Raw genomic sequence first — 15388 nt, 5'->3', positions numbered from 1 at the left:
GGGGCATGGCAGGCTTGGTCCGTGTCCACGCTGCGCGATCTCGCCGAAGAGCACACCGACCTCGGCCCCGTCGACATCGACCACCTCACCCGCCTCGCCGGCGACTGGCAGTTGCTGTCCGACCTGTCCTTCGCCGACCTGCTGCTCTGGGTGCCCGTCCGGCCCCGGCCCGACGAGTCGCGGTCCTTTCTCTGCGTCGCCCAGGTGCGCCCGACGACCGCGCCGACGGCGTACCAGGACGACCAGGTCGGCAAGATCGTCGGCGGTCCGGAGGTCGCCCACCTGGACATCGCGTACGTGCAGGGCCGCATCTGGCGCGAGGGCGACCCGGTCTGGTACGGCGACACCCCGGCACGCCACGAGGCCATCCCGGTGCGGCTGCGCGGCGAGGACGAGAACATCGAGGTGATCGCCGTCATCGGCCGCGACACCAACCTGTCCACCGCGCGGACGCCCAGCCAGCTCGAGCTGAACTACCTGACCACCGCCGACGACCTGGCCCAGATGGTCAACGACGGCACCTTCCCGCCGCCGCGGCACCAGGGCGAGACCACCTCGGCCCCCCGGGTCGGCGACGGCCTGATCCGGGTGGACGCCGGCGGCAAGGTCACCTACGCGAGCCCGAACGCGCAGTCGGCGTACCGCCGGCTCGGGTTCAACGCCCACCTGGTGGGCGAGGAGCTGTCGGTGCTGTCCAGCCGGCTCGCCGCCGACCCGCTGGAGGGTACGGACGCCGCCGAGCGCATCCACGCCTCGCTGCGCGGCGAGTCCCCGCCCCGCAAAGAGGTCGAGGCCCGCGGCGCCACGGTGCTGATGCGCGCCCTGCCACTCATGCCGGCCGGGGTGCCGATCGGCGCGCTGGTGCTGGTCCGCGACGTCACAGAGGTCCGCCGCCGCGACCGCGCGCTGATGACGAAGGACGCGACGATCCGCGAGATCCACCACCGGGTCAAGAACAACCTGCAGACGGTCGCGGCGCTGCTGCGCCTGCAGGCCCGCCGGGTCGACATCCCGGAGGCCCGGATGGCCCTGCAGGAATCCGTACGCCGGGTCGCGTCGATCGCCCTGGTGCACGAGACCCTCTCCATGTCCAGCGACGAGGCGGTCGAGTTCGACGGCATCGTGGACCGTGTCGCCACCGCCGCCACCGAGGTCGCGGCCACCGAGATCACCGTCAAGATGCGCCGCGAGGGCACGTTCGGCGTCCTGCCCGCGGAGATCGCCACCTCGCTGGTGATGGTCCTCAACGAACTGCTCATCAACGCGGTGGAGCACGGCTTCCCCGCACGCGCCGACGACGCCGAGCCGTCGCTGACCCCGCCGGAACCGTCCGGCGAGGTCGTCGTGTCGGCGCACCGCTTCCGCAAGCAGCTGCACGTGACCGTCGCCGACAACGGCCAGGGCCTGCCGGACGGCTTCGAGGCGGACGCGAGCGGACGCCTCGGCCTGCAGATCGTGCGGGCGTTGGCGACGGGCGAGCTGCGCGGCACCATCGAGCTGCGTAACCGCGCCGGAGGCGGCACCGAGGCCGTGCTGGTGGTGCCGCTCGGCAAACGCTGAGCTGGCAGCTTTCATACACCTCTCACTTGCGGACAGTGGCCGGGGCCACACTCCCGGAATTTGGACCCCACTGGCCCAGAAGGCGAACGCGTGAGAGGCTTGCCGACATGACCGCTGCAGTTGACCGCCGCTTCGTGGCCCGTCGCCACGTCGACTACGGCCGTGTCCGCAGCGCCATGTGTCCGGCTGACTGACGCCGCCCGTTGTGATTTCGGGCGCGCGAGACGCGCCGGCTTCTCCCAGACATCGATGTCGCGAGCCCTGCCGTGAGCGTCGCCGCGTGCCCACCCCTATCCGGAGGGACGCCGCCATGGCGCTCAGCAACACCGCCGCCGCTCCCGCCGTCCGCCCCCGCAAGGCGCGCGGCGAGGGCCAGTGGGCGGTCGGACACCGCGAACCGCTGAACCCGAACGAGCGGATCAAGAAGGACGACAACCCGCTCAACGTCCGGGCCCGGATCGAGAACATCTACGCCCACACCGGCTTCGCCGGCATCGACCCGCAGGATCTGCGCGGCCGGTTCCGCTGGTGGGGGCTCTACACCCAGCGCAAGGCGGGCATCGACGGTGGACGGACCGCCGTCCTCGAGCCGCACGAGCTCGAGGACGAGTTCTTCATGCTCCGCGTCCGCATCGACGGCGGCGCGCTCACCGTCGCCCAGCTTCGGACCATCGCCGAGATCTCCACCGAGTTCGGCCGGGACACCGCCGACATCACCGACCGGCAGAACATCCAGTTGCACTGGATCCGCGTGGAGGACATGCCGGAGATCTGGCGCCGGCTCGAAGCGGTCGGACTCCAGACCACCGAGGCTTGCGGCGACTGTCCCCGCATCGTGCTCGGCAGCCCGGTCGCCGGCGTCTCCACTGAGGAGGTCGTCGACCCGACCCCGGCCATCGACACGATCGTCGAGCGCTACGTCGGCGACCCGCGATACTCCAACCTGCCGCGCAAGTTCAAGACGTCGATCTCCTGGCTGGCGGACACGCCGCACGAGGTCAACGACATCTCCCTGCTCGGTGTCGTGCACCCGCAGTACGGGCCGGGCTTCGACCTGTGGGTCGGCGGCGGACTCTCCACCAACCCGCGGCTCGCCGAGCGGCTGGGGGTCTGGGTGCCGCTCGACGAGATCCCCGACGTCTGGGAAGGCGTGGTCGGAATCTTCCGCGACTATGGGTACCGGCGGCTGCGCAACCGGGCCCGGCTCAAGTACCTGCTGGCCGACTGGGGTGTGGCCAAGTTCCGCGAGGTCCTCGAGAAGGAATACCTCGGTCGGGCCCTGGTCGACGGGCCGCCGCCGGTGCTGCCGGAGAAGCCGATCGACCACATCGGCGTGCACAAGCAGCGCGACGGCAGGAACTACGTCGGTGCGGCCCCGGTCGTCGGGCGCTCGTCGGGAACGCAGCTCAGCCGGCTGGCCGACCTGGTGGTGGCACACGGATCAGACCGGGTGCGCCTTACCCCGTACCAGAAGCTTCTGGTTTTGGATATCGCCGACGACCAGGTGGAACCGCTCGTCGCGGGCCTGCGACGGATCGGGCTGGAGGCCCGTCCGTCGGCCTGGCGCCGCGGCACCATGGCCTGCACCGGCATCGAGTACTGCAAGCTCGCCATCGTCGAGACCAAGGCCCGCGGCGAGGAGCTGGTGGCCCGCCTCGAGGAGCGGCTGAGGGACTTCGACGCGGACATCTCGATCCACATCAACGGCTGCCCGAACGCCTGCGCCCGCACCCAGGTCGCCGACATCGGGCTCAAGGGGCAGCTCGTCATGAACGCCAACGGCGAGCAGGTCGAGGGGTTCCAGGTCCACCTCGGCGGCGGCCTGGGCATGGCGCAGGGCCAGACGGCCGGTTTCGGCCGCAAGCTGCGCGGCCTCAAGGCCACCGCCGAAGAGCTTCCCGGGTACGTGGAACGACTCGCCCGCAACTACCTGGCCGCACGCGCCGACGGCGAGAGTTTCGCCGACTGGGTCGTCCGGGCCGATGAGGGGCTGCTGACATGAGCGACGCCCGGAGCACCCCGCTGTATTGCCCCTATTGCGGCGAGGAGGACTTGTTCCCCAACGAGGCCTCGCACGGCGCGTGGGAGTGCCACTCCTGCGCCCGGGTCTTCTCGGTCAAATTTCATGGACTGCTCTCCCAGGGAGTGAACCGATGAGTGTGCTGACCGCCACCGGGCTCGGCCTGGTGAATCTGAGCGAGCCCATCGACTCCTCCCGCCGCTCGCGCGCCACGCTGGAGGCGCTTGCCGCGGAGGGCGCCGCGCTGCTCGCGGACGCCCCCGCCGAGGAGATCGCCCGCTGGGCGGCGTCGACGTTCGGCGAGCGCTTCTGCGTGACCAGTTCGATGGCCGACGCCGTCGTCGCCCACCTCTTCTCGCGGGCGGCCCCCGGCGTCGACGTGGTCTTCCTCGACACCGGCCTGCACTTCCCCGAGACGCTCAAGATCCGCGACGCCGTCGCGAAGACCATGAACGTCACCGTGCGGTCGATCCGCCCGCGGAAGACCGTCGGCCAGCAGGACGGCGAGTTCGGTCCCCGGCTGTTCGCCCGCAACCCCGACGAGTGCTGCTTCCTGCGCAAGGTCGAGCCGCTGGAGCGCGCGCTGACCGACTACGACGCCTGGGCCACCGGACTGCGCCGCGACGAGTCCCCGACCCGCGCCAACACCCCCGTCGTGGCGTTCGACCCGCGCAAGGGCAAGATCAAGGTCAACCCGATCGCCGCGTGGACGCAGGCGGACGTCGACCGCTACATCGCCCGCTGGAACGTTCCGGTCAACGAGCTCTTCAAGAAGGGGTACGGCTCGATCGGCTGCTGGCCGTGCACCCGCCGGACCAAGGCGGGCGAGGACCCGCGTGCCGGCCGCTGGGCGATGTTCGACAAGACCGAATGCGGCCTGCACCAGTGAGCGCTCGGCAGGCGGTCGTTCTGGTCGCGCACGGCAGCCGGGATCCGCGCGCGGCCCGGGCCACCGAGGCGCTGGCGGCGGCGGTGCGTGCGCTGCACCCCGAGTGGGACGTGCGCGCGTCGTACCTCGACCACAGCGTGCCCCGCCCACGTCAGGTGCTGGCCTCGTTCGCGGAGGCGGGGCACCGGCGGGCGGTCATGGTGCCGCTGCTGCTGACGGCCGCCTATCACGGCCGGGTGGACGTGCCGGGCGAGATCACCGCCGCGCGGGCCGACGGTGTGCGGCTCGAGGTCGAGCTGGCCGAGGTGCTGGGGCCGGTCGGGGGCCGGGTGCCGGAGCTGCTGCTGGACGGGCTGCGGGCCCGCCTGGGGCCCGTTGAGGGCCGGATGGACGCGGTGGTGCTCACGGCCGCCGGGACCCGAAGCACTTCCGCACGGGCGACGGTGGAGGAGGCTGCCGCGGCGCTGGGCGAGCGGCTCGGCGTGCCATGCCGGGTGGCCTATGCCTCGGCCGCGCCGCCGCTGTCCGGCGATGTCGTGCGGTCGTTGCGGTCCGCGGGGAGTCACCGGGTCGGTCTGGCGTCGTATTTTCTGGCGCCCGGGTTGCTGTGGGACTCGACGGTGGCTTCGGCGCGGGAGGCCGGGGTGGTGGCGGTCGCCGAGCCGCTCACGGACACTCCGGCGTTGGCCGCTCTGGTCGCTGCCCGGGTGGTTGACGCGGGCGGTCGGTCGGCTCTCGCCTCCGCGGCCTGAGTCCGCTTCGACGCCGCGGCCGGGCGGGCCTGGCGTCGTCCCTGCCGGTCGAGCCCGGCGTTGGCGCGGCCGGGCGCGTCGCCGGCCTGCTGCTGGTCGTGCCGCCGCGCGCTGGCGCGGCCGGGCGGCGCTGGCGCGGCCGGGCGGGCAGGCCTGGATTGGCTTTGCCGGGCGGCTCTGGTCTGCCTTGTCGGGCGCTGTGTTGACGTTCTTTCGGGCAGTTGCCGGCTGGGTCGCCGGGGCGGTTTTGCTCGTCTGCGGGGCCGGCTGTGGCCCGCCGCGGGAGGGCGCGAACTGTTCGCCGCGGAGACTTCCTCGCGAAACGGGCGTTGCGTGGCTTCGGCCTTGTCCGGCGTGGTTCCGATTGGCGTGAGCTGCGTTACGGGGGTGCGTGACCGTGCTCACTGAGAAGTTGCTGAAAGTCGGGAACTCGCGCCGGGTCCCTCTACATCGGAGAGTGAGTTCATGGAGACTAATGGTGTCAACGATTGCGATGATTTCGAGATCATTTCGCGAAGCTCGGTGATCTCATTCATGCCCTGCGTCACATTGCGCGGCGTAATCAGGCCGAAACGTTGGATGACTCCGGACAGCACGACGCCCCGGCACCGTGATGGGCCCGGGGCGTGAATGCTGTGAGGGGATTGTTCAGGCGGTGGGAGCGCCGACCCGCAGGCCGCCACGACGCTTGACCGCGCGCCGTTCGTCTTCGCTCATACCGCCCCATACGCCGGCGTCCTGACCGGATTCGAGCGCCCACTGAAGGCACGACTCGGTCACGGGGCACCGGCGGCACACGGCCTTGGCCTGCTCGACCTGCAGGAGCGCGGGGCCGGACGTCCCGATCGGGAAGAACAGCTCCGGGTCCTCGTCGCGGCAGATCGCATCGTGGCGCCAGTCCATGGCGGCAACACTCCTTGTTTCGGCTGGGGTAATGAATTAGTGCGGTCTTACAGACTTGCTTTTATCTGCATACGCCGTGACGACCGACGGACAGCGTTCGTCCGATCACCAGTGCGTGAGCGAGCTTTGTTCAGGAGGCCGTTCTGCACCTTCTGGATTAGGAACGCGGGCGAGCGGCATCCGGTTACTTCTTATCGCTTGTGAATGCTTTCACGAACTCCCGCGATGTCAAGGGTAGCGCTCGGAAAATCTCCGGGCGGGTGAGCTAGCTCACGACCCTTATGTCCGCTTCTGGGGGTTGAGCCCAGGACCGGCGCATGAACGCTCCCATCAATGTAGTACGGTAGCCGCTCCCTTGCAGACCTTTCGCCCGTGTTTCTGTAACGGATCGTGAGGACCTTCGGTTTCGGCCTACCCACCCCTCAGCAGATCACACGCAGCGCCTCGGGGACGGACAAGAAGTGCACCTTCTGCCGCTCACCCAGGTAGTCGCCGTCGAGCTGGAAGGGCTGGGGCCTCGCGGCGACGATCGTGAACTCTCCCTGATCGTGGATGCGCAGCACGTTGCGGCCTCGTGGATCGGCCCGCCGAGCCATCATCTGAGTAACTGTCCGTGTTGTGGTCGCCACTCCTAGGCTACGAAGGGCCAGGACGTCAAGTCCGCGGTCGAACGATGCCTGTGGATTGGGGTTGATCGGACGGTCGCCGACATAGGTCCACGGGGCCGTGTTCTGAATGACGACGGTGCCCAGACCGGTCTCCGGATCGTCGCCGGGACGCTCGATTGAAAGGGGCGGCTCCTTGCGATGCTCGCCCGAGAGAACCTGCCCGACCAGAGACCTCATATAAAGGGCAGGCGTGGACGTACGCCCCCGCAGCCGGGCCTGTTCCACCCGGCGCGTCACCGCGGCGTCCAACCCCAGCCCCGCCGTGAAGGTGAAGTAACGGTCATCGGCGCGGCCGAGCCCGATCACCCGGTGCCGTCCCGAGCGCAAACCGTCGAGGATCACGCCGGTGCCCTCGACCCAGTCCCGGGGCAGTCCCAGCGCCCGGGCGAACACATTCGTGGATCCGCCGGGCACCACGGCGAGCGCCGGCAGCCGGAAGGCGGGCGACGTGCCCCGCGAGGCGAGCCCCGGATCGGCGGTCATCAGACCGTTGACGGCCTCGTTGACCGTGCCGTCGCCGCCCAGGGTGACCACGACATCGACGCCGCTCTCTGCCGCTTTCCGGGCCAGCGTCGCCGCGTGGCCGCGCTTGAGGGTGTACTCCACCGTCAGCTCGACCTGGCTGCTCAGGGCCCTGACCAGCACATCACGACTGCGTTCACTGGTCGTGGTGGCCTTCGGGTTAACCACGAGTAATGCTCGCATGGGCGGCACTGTACCTCCCAGAGCCGCCCCGAGCTGGCCGGTATCGTACAGCGGTGACCCCAGCCGATGTGGAAACTCCCGCGACTCTCCTCTGGGCGGTGCGGCTGCTCGCCGCCGAGGCGGTGGCGCTCGCGGTGCTCGCGGCGTACGTGATGGTGCTGGTCGTGACGGCAGATCCCGGCAGCCTCGCGGTGGCGATCTCGCTCGCCGTGATGGCCGCCCTCGGCGCCGGCGCGGTCTTCCTGGTGGCCCGGGCGCTGGCGGGCCGCTCGGCGCGGGCCCGCGGTCCCGCGATCGTCGTTCAGCTCTTCCTCATCGCTTCGGGCGGCTTTCTGCTGCAGACGGGACCCTCCTGGGCGGGTGTGCTGTTGATGGGGCTGGGCGTCGGAGTGGCGCTGCTCTGCCTGCTGCCGCCCACGACGCGAGCGCTGGGATTGGACTGACGTGCACTTCTCACCCCCGCTGGGCTGATCAGCACTTCCGCCGCACAGGGAAAGGCCTACGCTGAGTGTGGCGGATCACAAGGGGGTGAGCGAGTGGCCGGATCGACGGTGCGCCCGCCGGCGTACCAGCTCCTGGCGGACGAACTGCGTGAGGAGATCACGTCGGGCCGCTTGCAGCCCGGCGAGCGTCTGCCACCGGAGCCGGAGCTGTGCGTGCGCTCGGGCGTCAGCCGCAGCACCGTACGCGAAGCGCTGCGCCTGCTGGCGAGCCAGCACCTGATCGTCACCACCCGCGGCGTGACCGGCGGCAGCTTCGTCGCCCACCCCGACGCCCAACAGCTTTCCGACGCGCTCTCCACCGGACTGACCCTGCTGAGCAACTCGGCCGAGGTGGGTCTGGCCGACCTGCTCGAGCTGCGGCGCGCGGTGGAGATTCCGGCGGCGGGTCTGGCCGCGGAACGCCGCACCGACGCCCACCTCGTCGAGCTGCGGGGCGCGATGTTCGACCCCGACCTCGACGAGCTCGACACGATGATGGCCGCGCACGCCGCGTTCCACTCGGCGATCGCTTCGGCGACGTGCAACCCGCTGTTTGAGCTGGTCACACGGCCGCTCTACCACATCGGGTACGGAGAGGAGGTGGTCGACGCGCTGCCCGGCGACTACTGGGCGCGGATCGACGCGGACCACCGGGACCTGTTGACGCACGTACGCAACCACGATGCGATGGGCGCGATGGAGACCGGGCGTCGTCACCTCGACTACATCGCCGCGGTCGCCGCCCGCTGAGCGGCTTAGTTCTCGGTGCGGCGGGTGAGGAGTCTGATCGTGGCGTGCCGGCCGTTCGCCTCGGCGGCGGCGGACGTCGTCAGGGCGGTCAGCACCTTCCACGCGAACGAAGACTCGGACGGCAGTCGGGCCCCGCGCACGGTGGCGACCGTCACCTCGACGGTGAGCGCGTCGTCGGTCACCGCGAAGCGGCACTCGAGGTCGGCCCCGCGGGTAGCGATCGCCAGCAGCATCGCGCAGGCCTCGTCGACCGCGATGCGTAGGTCTTCGATCTCGTCGAGGGCGAAATGCAGCCGGGCCGCGAGCCCGGCCGTCGCCGTCCGTAGGACGCCCAGATAGCCACCGTCGGCGGGCACGGTGAGCAGCACGACGTCGTCACCGAACGCCGGCTCCGGATGTGTTGTCTGAAGCTGAGTCACCGACCCCATCCTCCCGATGGTCGAGACTCTAGCGCCTGATGGGTGAGGCGCGCTCGGCGAGTCGGCCCAGCGGGGCGCCGGTCAGCCGGTAGGGGACCCAGTCGGTACTGGCGGCGGCGCCGATCGCGGCGTAGAAGTCCGCCGCGGGATTCCAGTCGAGCATCACCCACTCGAGCCGCCGGTAGCCGCGCTCGACGCAGATGCGGGCCAACTCGGCCAGCAGGGCGGCGCCCGCGCCGGTGCCCCGGTGGCCGGGGCGCACGTAGAGGTCCTCGAGATAGATCCCGTGGACGCCTTCCCACGTCGAGAAGTTGAGGAACCACAGGGCCATGCCGTAAGGAGTGTCGTCCTCGTCGACGGCCACATGCCCGAACAGGGCCGGCCGGTCGCCGAAGAGTGCTTTTTCCAACTGCGCGGGGGTCAGCCGGCACGACTCCGGCTCGCGTTCGAAATCGGCCAGCTCGTGCACCATCGCCACAACGGCCGGCACGTCCTCGGGACGTACCGGCCGGATGCGGGCAGCACTCACGCCTGCTTGGTCTCCCAGAAGATCTTGGAGATCTCCTCGATCTTGCCGAGCAGCTGCTCGCCGACGGCGGGGTCCATGGAACCCTTGACGCCGGACGCGCCCGCGAGCTTCGTGGCCTCGTTGAACAGCTGGTTCAGGTTCGGGTACTTCTCGAAGTGCGGCGCCTTGAAGTAGTCCGTCCAGAGCACCCACAGGTGGTGCTTGACCAGCTCGGCCCGCTGCTCCTTGATCTGGATGGCACGGGTGCGGAACTCGGGGTCGGTGTTCGCCTGGTACTTCTCGGCGATGGCCTTCACCGACTCCGCCTCGATGCGAGCCTGGGCGGGGTCGTAGACCCCACAAGGCAGGTCGCAGTGCGCGCTGACAACAGTGCGCGGCGTGAAGATACGCGGAAGTCGCATCGGGACCCCTCCATGAGTTTGCGATGATCCGGTCCTGACACTACCCCTTACACCCCGAGCCATACTCCACGCGGGATTGATGCCATGAGATTGCAACTGCCGGTCTTCGCCGTACTTGTGCAAGGTCCTTCCATGGCACCCACCCTGCGCTCCGGAGACGCCCTGATGGTGCGGAGGACGCGGCGGGTCCGGGAGGGCGACGTCGTGGTCGCGCGCTTCCGCTCGCGACCCGACTTGCTTGTGGTCAAGCGCGCGGTCCGGGCCCAGGACCAGGGCTGGTGGGTACGCGGCGACAACGACTTCGTGACCGACGACTCACGAGCGTACGGGGTGGCGGATGTCATCGGACGTGTGATGTTTCGCTACTGGCCTCGACCGGGTCGGCTAAGTTAATGTCCGGTAACCACAGCACACCAGAGTGTGGTTGCTTCACCGGGTGATCCCCGCATCGCACGTCGGTCCGCGCACATCTCGCGCATCAGGGCCGGCTGGCACCACCGACGTACTGATGCGTGTCTGGAGTCTCCGTGTCTTTCTTCAGTTTCGAACTCGATCCCGCGCTGGCCGCCGACCCCGTCTTTGAGCTGCACAAGCGGGGCAAGATGGCCATTTCCGCCACCGTTCCCCTGGCCAGCCGCGACGATCTGTCGTTGGCGTACACCCCGGGGGTGGCCCGGGTCTGCACCGCCATCGCCGACGACGAGAACCTGCACCACGACTACACCTGGACCGGCAACACGGTCGCGGTCGTCAGCGACGGCTCGGCCGTCCTCGGCCTCGGCAACATCGGCCCCAAGGCCGCCATGCCGGTCATGGAGGGCAAGGCCGTGCTGTTCAAGCAGTTCGGCGGCGTCGACGCCGTGCCGATCTGCCTCGACACCCAGGACATCGACGGCATCATCGCCGTGGTCAAGGCCCTCGGTCCCTCGTTCGGCGGCATCAACCTCGAGGACATCAGCGCGCCCCGCTGCTTCGAGATCGAGCGCCGCCTCGACGAGGCCCTCGACATCCCCGTCTTTCACGACGACCAGCACGGTACGGCGATCGTCGTGCTCGCCGCCCTGCGCAACGCGGTCACGCTGCTCGGCCGCCGCTTCGCCGACCTGCGGGTCGTGATCAGCGGTGCGGGCGCGGCGGGCGTGGCCATCACCGACACCCTGATCGCCGCCGGCATTCAGGGCGCCAACACGATCGTCTGCGACTCGAAGGGCATCATCCACGCCGAGCGACCCGGAATCGCGGGCGTGAAGGCGGCGCTCGCGGAGAAGACGAACTACTCCGGGCGTACGGGAGGAATCAAGGAGGCGCTGATCGGCGCCGACGTCCTCATCGGAGTCTCCGGCGGCGCCATCGGCGAGGACGCGCTGGCCGGGATGGCCCCGGGCGGCATCATCTTCGCGCTGGCCAACCCCACCCCCGAGGTGCCACCGACGATCGCCCACAAGTACGCCGCCATCGTGGCGACCGGCCGCAGCGACTTCCCCAACCAGATCAACAACGTGCTGGCGTTCCCGGGCATCTTCCGCGGGGCACTCGACGCCCGCGCCACCCGCATCACCGAACGGATGAAGGTCGCGGCGGCGGAGGCCATCGCCGACGTGGTCTCCGACGACCTGCGCGCCGACGCGATCGTGCCGTCGCCGCTGGACCCGCGGGTGGCCCCGGCGGTCGCGGCGGCGGTGGCCCAGGCTGCTGAATGGGACGGGGTGGCGCGGCGGCGGGCGGTGGCTCCTTCGCCGGCGTCCTCCTCTCCGGCGTCCTCGTCTCAGGCGGCTTCGGGCACCTTTCCGCCGGCGGCTTCGGTCACGGCCTCTCCGGCAGAGACCTTGGCGGCGTCCGCGGTGGCGGCTCAGTCCTGACATCTGGTTATCGGTCGGCTCTTCTGGTTGCCGACGGCCCGCGGCTTACCGCGGGCCGCCGGCTTCTTCGCAATCGCATCGCCGTCGGTCATTCCGCCGGCCGGGCCCCGCCGACGCTAGGTGCTGTTATCCACAGCGGGAGCGTGGTGGGTGGCGTGCCACCGAGGCGGTGACTAGCGTTCTCAGCATGCGCGCCGCCTACGCCAGTGCCACGAAGCCGGACGAACCGCTCGCCGCCCTCACAGTCGGCGACCTTCCCGAGCCGTCGCCACCCGACGGGTGGGTGACGGTCGACGTGCGGGCCAGCTCCCTCAACCACCACGAGATCTGGTCACTGCGGGGGGTGGGCCTCCCCGCCGACCGGCTGCCGATGATCCTGGGCTGCGACGCGTCCGGAGTGGATGCCCAAGGCAACGAGGTCGTCGTCTTCCCGGTCGTCGACGACCCGAAGGACCCGCGCGGCTTCTCGCTGCTGTCGGAGCGCTGGCCGGGCACGCTCGCCGAGCGCGTGGCCGTCCCGGCGGCAAACCTCGTGCCCAAGCCCGCGGGCCTCTCGTTCCTCGACGCGGCGTGCCTGCCGACGGCCTGGCTCACGGCGTACCACATGCTGACGACCCGCGGCCGCGTCGCCGACGCGGAGGCGGTCCTGGTCCAGGGCGCGGGCGGCGGCGTCGCCACCGCGGCGGTGCTCCTGGCCGCGGCCCTCGGCAAGCGGGTGTACGCGACCAGCCGCGACCCCGGCAAGCGCGAAAAGATCGCCGCCCTGGGCGCGACAGCGGTCGAACCCGGCGCCCGCCTCCCCGAACGCGTCGACGTCGTCATCGAATCGGTGGGCACCCCCACCTTCGAACACTCCCTGAAATGCGCCGCCCCGGGCGCCCGCATCGTGGTCTGCGGCGCAACCGGCGGCCACTTCCCCAAAATCGACCTCCGCCGCGTCTTCATGATGCAGCTCGAAATCCTCGGCAGCACCATGGGCACAGCCGACGAACTCGCCGCGCTGCTCAAGCTCTGCGTCGCGGAGGACATCCGTCCGGTCATCGACTCGACGTATGGCTTCTCCGCGGTCGCAGACGCCTTCGCCCGCCTCCACTCCGGCGAAGCCTTCGGCAAGGTGGCGATCGACCACCTGCACTAAAACGCGCCGCCCGGTTTCCGGGCGTGGGTGTCTTCTGGGCCGGGGGCGCGTCGTGGCGGGTGTGGTGCCTTCTCGCGTTGCGCCCCGCCCGACGTCACCGCGCAGGCACGCGTGGCCGCGTCGCGTCGTGTTCCGGGCGTGGGCGTGTCTGGTTGCGCCGTGCTGTTCCCTGCGCGGGACGAGGCGTCCGCGCCAAGCACTGGAACTAGCGCTGCTTCCCGGGTGATGTGCACCTGTCCAAGTCCTGGGTGGCCGGGCCGGTTTGAGGTGCGTGTGTCAGCGCCGGACCGGAGGCTCGGACTGTGATCACGCTCATGCTCGACATGACGTCTCGGGCGCCCGACGCCACGAACGTCACCCGGCGCTGCAGATTCTGCACTCTGTGTCATGCGATGGGCTCAAAGGAACGCTCGATGGGGGCAATCCGGGCGGCGGAACACTCCCACAGAAGGGTGAATTTCTGACCGCCTCTTCGAAGTGCCTGGTAGGGGGCCCGGTAGGCCTGGCTCGGAGATGTGCGGCTTCGCTATGGTCGTCCGCATGTCTGACAACAGCGTCGACCCGAGCGGCAACACCGAGGCGTTTCGTGCCTTCACGCAGAAAGCCCCCGAAGAGCCGGCTGCGGCCTCGAAGACCCCGCTGATCATCGGTGTAGCCGTGGTGGCAGTCGTCCTGGTATCCGTGATTGCGTGGCTCGCTGTCGGCTGATCGCCGTGGCTGCGCGGCTCGCCGTCGGCTGATCGCCCGTGATCCCGTGGCTCCGTGCCGGCCAGTAGCTGTGGTTGCGGCCGGCCATACCGGTGGAGGTGCCACCGGGGCCGGGCCGATCGTCATCGTGGCTCGCTGTCTGCCGCCTGCCGCCTGCCGTCCGCTGCCCGCTGATCGCCGTCATCGCGTCGCTCGCCGTTCGGCCATGGCGGGGTGGCGTGTGGTCGCGTAGGTGCGGTGGGCGCGACGTATCGGCGTGGTGGCGTCGCTGTGGCGGGAGCGGTGGTCGAGCTGCATCGGCGCGGTGGCGTCGGCGTTGTGGGCACGGTCGTGTCGGATCAGCTGACGAGTGCCTTTCTCGTTTCCTCGGCTATCTCCAGTTCTTCGTCTGTGGGGATTACGCAGACCTTCACCCGTGCCGCGTCCGGTGAGATCAGACGGTCGCCGCGGGTGTTGCGGGATTCGTCGATCTCGATGCCGAGTGCGGACATGCCGTGCAAGGACTCTGCTCGTATCGACGGGGAGTTTTCGCCTACGCCCGCGGTGAAGGTGATGGCGTGGGCGTGGCCGAGGAGCGCGAGGTAGGAGCCGACGTACTCCCTGATGCGGCGGGAGTAGACGGCGAAGGCGAGGGTGGCCGCCGGGTCGCCCTGTTCGCGACGACGCTGGATTTCGCGCATGTCGTTGGCTCCGGTCAGGCCCTGCAGGCCCGCGGAGCGGGTCAGGGAGCGTTCGATCTCCTCGATCGGTAGGCCCGCCACCCGGTGCAGGTGAAAGATCACGGTGGGGTCGAGGTCGCCGCTGCGGGTGCCCATGACGAGGCCCGACAGCGGTGACATGCCCATGGACGTGGCCACGCTGCGGCCGCCCTGGACGGCGCAGGCGCTGGCGCCGTTGCCCAGGTGCAGGGTGATCACGTTGGTTTCCTTCGCCGGGCGGCCGAGGAGGGCCGCCGTCTTGCGGGCCACGTACGCGTGGGACGTTCCGTGGAAGCCGTAGCGTCGGATCTGCCAAGCGGCGGCGAGCTCGGCATCGATGGCGTACGTGACGCCCTCCGGCGCGATGGTCAGGTGGAACGCCGTGTCGAAGACGGCGACCTGGGGGACATCGGGCAACAGCTTGCGCGCGACCGCGATGCCGCTCAGGGCCGCCGGGTTGTGCAGGGGTGCGAGGGGCACCAGGCCCTCGATCGTTGCCACCACATCGTCGTCGATGACCGTCGCGGCGCTGAAGACGCTGCCGCCGTGCACGACGCGGTGACCGATCGCGTCCAGGTCCGAGAGGTCGATGGACTCCATCACCTGTCTCAGCGCGGCGGTGTGGTCGGCGGCGTCTCCGCCGGTCTCGCCGATCCGTTCGATCAATCCTTTGGCGAGCGTCACCGGCGTCTCACGCCCACCGAGCCCCTCACCCGCCAGCCGACCCCCCTCCACCAGCCCATGGGAAACAAGCGCCGTCCCGCCGGCACCGGCCGTCGTCCCGCCGGCACCGGCCGTCGTCCCGCCGGCACCGGCCGTCGTCCCGCCGGCACCGGCCGTCGTCCCGCCGGGACCGGGCAGCGGCTCGCCGACCGCGGAAGTCACCCTGCCGCCAGCGGGCGCCGTC

General features: G+C 70.1%; 16 protein-coding genes. 10 read left to right on the top strand and 6 right to left on the bottom strand.

Annotation, left to right across the window (positions count from 1 at the left end; translation table 11 throughout):
- Positions 1-21 precede the first annotated feature (21 nt).
- The 4 genes from AB0M36_RS09345 to AB0M36_RS09330 all read left to right on the top strand — a co-directional run bounded on the left by AB0M36_RS09345 (position 22) and on the right by AB0M36_RS09330 (position 5221).
- Positions 22-1560: a histidine kinase N-terminal domain-containing protein gene (locus AB0M36_RS09345; protein ID WP_364154801.1), complete on the top strand. Its 1539-nt coding sequence runs from the start codon at positions 22-24 to the stop codon at positions 1558-1560.
- A 310-nt stretch (positions 1561-1870) separates the two neighbouring features.
- Positions 1871-3562 carry a nitrite/sulfite reductase gene (locus tag AB0M36_RS09340; protein ID WP_364154798.1) on the top strand — a complete coding sequence of 564 codons (1692 nt, stop codon included), beginning with the start codon at positions 1871-1873 and terminating at the stop codon, positions 3560-3562.
- Between the two features lie 151 nt (positions 3563-3713).
- Positions 3714-4469 carry a phosphoadenylyl-sulfate reductase gene (locus AB0M36_RS09335; RefSeq protein WP_364154795.1) on the top strand — a complete coding sequence of 252 codons (756 nt, stop codon included), beginning with the start codon at positions 3714-3716 and terminating at the stop codon, positions 4467-4469.
- Positions 4451-5221 carry a CbiX/SirB N-terminal domain-containing protein gene (locus AB0M36_RS09330; RefSeq protein WP_364154792.1) on the top strand — a complete coding sequence of 257 codons (771 nt, stop codon included), beginning with the start codon at positions 4451-4453 and terminating at the stop codon, positions 5219-5221. The genes AB0M36_RS09335 and AB0M36_RS09330 overlap by 19 nt, the downstream gene beginning before the upstream one ends.
- Before the next feature lie 648 nt (positions 5222-5869).
- Here the strand turns inward: AB0M36_RS09330 and AB0M36_RS09325 are convergent.
- Both AB0M36_RS09325 and AB0M36_RS09320 read right to left on the bottom strand, forming a co-directional pair.
- Positions 5870-6124: a WhiB family transcriptional regulator gene (locus tag AB0M36_RS09325; protein ID WP_043524653.1), complete on the bottom strand. Its 255-nt coding sequence runs from the start codon at positions 6122-6124 to the stop codon at positions 5870-5872.
- A gap of 422 nt (positions 6125-6546) precedes the next feature.
- Positions 6547-7497, bottom strand: coding sequence for a diacylglycerol kinase family protein (locus AB0M36_RS09320; protein ID WP_364154788.1), 951 nt, complete (start codon positions 7495-7497; stop codon positions 6547-6549).
- A gap of 53 nt (positions 7498-7550) precedes the next feature.
- On the opposite strand from AB0M36_RS09320, the gene AB0M36_RS09315 reads away from it, so the two are divergent.
- Both AB0M36_RS09315 and AB0M36_RS09310 read left to right on the top strand, forming a co-directional pair.
- Positions 7551-7940 carry a hypothetical protein gene (locus AB0M36_RS09315; protein ID WP_364154786.1) on the top strand — a complete coding sequence of 130 codons (390 nt, stop codon included), beginning with the start codon at positions 7551-7553 and terminating at the stop codon, positions 7938-7940.
- A 93-nt stretch (positions 7941-8033) separates the two neighbouring features.
- Complete coding sequence (locus AB0M36_RS09310) at positions 8034-8729, top strand: GntR family transcriptional regulator (protein WP_364154783.1); 696 nt, start codon at positions 8034-8036, stop codon at positions 8727-8729.
- 5 nt (positions 8730-8734) lie between these two features.
- On the opposite strand, the gene AB0M36_RS09305 is transcribed toward AB0M36_RS09310, so the two are convergent.
- The 3 genes from AB0M36_RS09305 to sodN are packed head-to-tail and all read right to left on the bottom strand — an operon-like array spanning position 8735 to position 10078.
- On the bottom strand, positions 8735-9148 hold the full coding sequence (locus tag AB0M36_RS09305; protein ID WP_244945397.1) for an ATP-binding protein: 414 nt from the start codon (positions 9146-9148) through the stop codon (positions 8735-8737).
- Positions 9149-9176: 28 nt separating this feature from the next.
- The gene (locus AB0M36_RS09300) at positions 9177-9677 is read right to left on the bottom strand and encodes a GNAT family N-acetyltransferase (RefSeq protein ID WP_364154779.1); all 501 of its coding nucleotides are present in this window, start codon (positions 9675-9677) and stop codon (positions 9177-9179) included.
- Positions 9674-10078 carry a superoxide dismutase, Ni gene (gene sodN / locus AB0M36_RS09295; protein WP_364154776.1) on the bottom strand — a complete coding sequence of 135 codons (405 nt, stop codon included), beginning with the start codon at positions 10076-10078 and terminating at the stop codon, positions 9674-9676. The genes AB0M36_RS09300 and sodN overlap by 4 nt, the downstream gene beginning before the upstream one ends.
- 84 nt (positions 10079-10162) lie before the next feature.
- On the opposite strand from sodN, the gene AB0M36_RS09290 reads away from it, so the two are divergent.
- The 4 genes from AB0M36_RS09290 (at position 10163) to AB0M36_RS09275 (ending at position 13783) form a co-directional block, all read left to right on the top strand.
- Positions 10163-10471 carry a S26 family signal peptidase gene (locus AB0M36_RS09290; RefSeq protein ID WP_364154773.1) on the top strand — a complete coding sequence of 103 codons (309 nt, stop codon included), beginning with the start codon at positions 10163-10165 and terminating at the stop codon, positions 10469-10471.
- Positions 10472-10605: 134 nt separating this feature from the next.
- Positions 10606-11937, top strand: coding sequence for an NADP-dependent malic enzyme (locus AB0M36_RS09285; RefSeq protein ID WP_364154770.1), 1332 nt, complete (start codon positions 10606-10608; stop codon positions 11935-11937).
- Positions 11938-12124: 187 nt separating this feature from the next.
- Entirely contained in the window at positions 12125-13075 is a 951-nt protein-coding gene (locus tag AB0M36_RS09280) for a zinc-binding dehydrogenase (RefSeq protein ID WP_364154767.1), read from the top strand.
- A gap of 540 nt (positions 13076-13615) precedes the next feature.
- Complete coding sequence (locus AB0M36_RS09275; RefSeq protein WP_364154765.1) at positions 13616-13783, top strand: hypothetical protein; 168 nt, start codon at positions 13616-13618, stop codon at positions 13781-13783.
- Positions 13784-14121: 338 nt separating this feature from the next.
- On the opposite strand, the gene AB0M36_RS09270 is transcribed toward AB0M36_RS09275, so the two are convergent.
- Positions 14122-15216, bottom strand: a complete 1095-nt coding sequence (locus AB0M36_RS09270; RefSeq protein ID WP_364155405.1) for an acetate kinase — start codon at positions 15214-15216, stop codon at positions 14122-14124.
- Positions 15217-15388: the final 172 nt, after the last annotated feature.

The organism is Actinoplanes sp. NPDC051346 (assembly GCF_040682215.1).
Lineage (GTDB): Bacteria > Actinomycetota > Actinomycetes > Mycobacteriales > Micromonosporaceae > Actinoplanes.
This window is presented reverse-complemented; position numbering and strand designations above follow the sequence as displayed.